The organism is Psychrobacter phenylpyruvicus DSM 7000 = NBRC 102152 (assembly GCF_000685805.1).
Taxonomy (GTDB): Bacteria; Pseudomonadota; Gammaproteobacteria; order Pseudomonadales; family Moraxellaceae; genus Psychrobacter; species Psychrobacter phenylpyruvicus.
Window position 1 is genome coordinate 1 of the sequence record NZ_JMKP01000073.1, and the last position, 2,737, is coordinate 2,737.

Annotated in this window: 1 protein-coding gene; it reads left to right on the forward strand. The window is 38.3% G+C overall.

Going from position 1 to position 2,737, the window contains the following annotated elements; genetic code table 11:
- Positions 1-2,545: beta strand repeat-containing protein (locus G561_RS15460; protein ID WP_028859967.1), on the forward strand; the 2,545-nt coding region annotated here is incomplete at its 5' end.
- Positions 2,546-2,737: the final 192 nt, after the last annotated feature.

Sequence of the window (2,737 nt, forward strand, 5' to 3'; positions counted from 1 at the left end):
AGACTACAGCGTAGTGGCTGAGATCACTGACTCTGCTGGCAATAGTTCAGGTCCAAGTGAAACAGTTGCCTTCACCGTTGATGCGACTGTACCAGACGCTCCAACGGTTAATCCAATTGAAACCAATGACGCCACACCAGTCATTACAGGTACAGCGACCGTGGGTGAGGGTGAGACCTTAACGGTGACGTTGGGCGGTGCAACTTATACCGTTACCCCAGATGCTGATGGTAATTGGAGTGTAAATACAGAAACAGCCACCCCAATCTCAGGCACATTCACGTCATTACCAGTGGGAACTTATGATGTTAAAGCAACTGTAACAGACCTAGCAGGTAACGTTACAAATGATAGTTCAACTAATGAATTGACTATAACGCCACCTTCCGCAGTTATTAGTAGTGTGACAAATGCCGACCTTTTAGAATCAGGTGCTTCTCAGACCGCATTTACTATCAATTTAACGCCGAATACGAATTCGCCTACTACCGCCCAGTTTAGTATAGGTGCTGGTACTGCTAGTTCTTCAGACTATAGCAACTTTACTTTTTCAAATGGAGTTACTTTCAATAGTGCTACGGGATTATTAAATATTCCAAAAGGAGTAAGTAGCTTTACTATTTCTACTATACCAACTGAAGACCGTACTACAGAGGGTCAAGAGACAATAGTCGCTAATATTGGCGGGACTAGTTATACGTCGACTATATCTGACACTTCTGTATCACAAGCTAGTATTACTGTAACAGGTCCCGATGTAACAAATTTCAATGGTGCTCAATTGCCAGCAGTTCAGGAAAAAGATTCGACTGCTGCAGGAGTATTAACTTATACAGTGACTCTTGATAAAGCTCCGGAAGTAGACACAATTGTAAAAATTACACTTTCTGGTATAGCAACACCTGGTGGTCAACTAGGTGCCGACTATGTAGTCAATGGTATTACCAACTACACTGGTTATGCCAACAATGTGGTAACGGTGACTATACCTAAAGGGCAGACTCAAGCGGTATTCCATGTTGACCCACTACTTGAACAATCAAGTCAAACTTTTACCGCTGAGCCTAATGAAAGTGTAATTGCTACGATTAACTCGAGTAGTAATATTGCTGTTAGTACGACTCAAGGATCAGCTACTGGGGTTATTATTGATAGCAATCCAACTGCGATGAGAAATATCACAGGTGATATGAGTTTACTAGTTGGACCAGTTGTAGGTGGTTTAGATAATCCTCTTTTAAATGGGGCATCTGAGACAGTTGAAAATGGTGGTCTAGTGACTACAAATTATGATGACCAGGTATTTATGGGTTATTATCAGAATGGAGTAGACAGTGGCGGTGCCGGTAACATTTCAGCATTACTTGTGGCGGGTGGTGCAGGACGAATTACAGATGGCAATAGTAACATTACAACTATTGATTTAGCAGATGGAAATGACACGCTTAAAATTCGCGATACGCAAGATGCATTAACAAGGGTGTACTTAGGAGAGGGTGATGATAAATATATTGTAGGTAATAATTTATATTCAGGCTATTCTTTCGGTGAATCTGGTAATGATATATTTAATGTAACCAATACTATCGGCAATGGACATCAATTATATGCAGGTTCAGGTAGCGATACTATTACAGCGGGTACGATTAATGGTTTAGTTGATCTAGGTAGTGGTAACACTATGCCTGATGCTTATTTGAAAACTTATAACAATAGCTCTCTAAGTCTAGGTAATGATAGTAATGTTGATTTAGTAACTGATGTAAATACTGTTACCGTTAGAACTGGGAATATATCGGGAACGATATTAGGTGGTGAAGGTATTGACAACATTACTGTTAAGTTAGGAAATATTGATGGAGGGACTCTATCCTTAGGTAGTAATAATGACAGTATTAATATTCTAGAAGGTTATATCCAAGGTGGTTCTTCTATTGATATGGGAGATGGTAATGACACTTTAGTAGCTCTAGGTATTAATAATAGTTCTAGTATAAATATGGGGGCAGGTAATGATACCGTAACTTTGACTGCAACTAATAATAATGGCTTCGGTAGTGGATTTGGATCTGCTACTTTAGATATGGGGGCAGGTGATGATACGGTTATCTTTGCTGGTTCTAGTATGGATGGAACGATAAATGGTGGAGTTGGTAATGATACCTTTAATTTTACAGGATCAAATCAGAATCTTAACGGTATTAAGCAATTTGAAACTATTAACCTCGGTAATAAGAGTAACGAATTAAATATTAGTTTTGAGGATGTTTTAAACGCAAATAATAAAGCAGTATTTATTAATGGAGGATCTACGGATACTGTTGATTTAGGTGGAAATGGAACTATACCTGGAGGAGCGGGAGATCAAGCAGGAATTAGATATATTGATAATAATGCACTCTTTAATGCTAATGATACTTTTTGGGTTAAAGGGACGTCTACTCAAGTTGGTTATGATATGTATGTATACCAGGGTAGTTCTAATGCACCAAATAATGAAGGGTATACAGTCTATATAGATACCAATATTGGTACAGTTATTTAAACCTTCTTAATTGATAGAAACTTTTATAAATAGCTTTAGCTAGACTTTCTACCCAATTGTTTCTACAGATTATAGCTATAAAAAAACGCCCTCACCGTGATGTATGCTGAAAAAACCGTAGACAAAAACTTGGTAAACTAAAGAAGACAAATAGGAGTTTACCATGACTAAGAAAGTTAAGAGATACAGTGA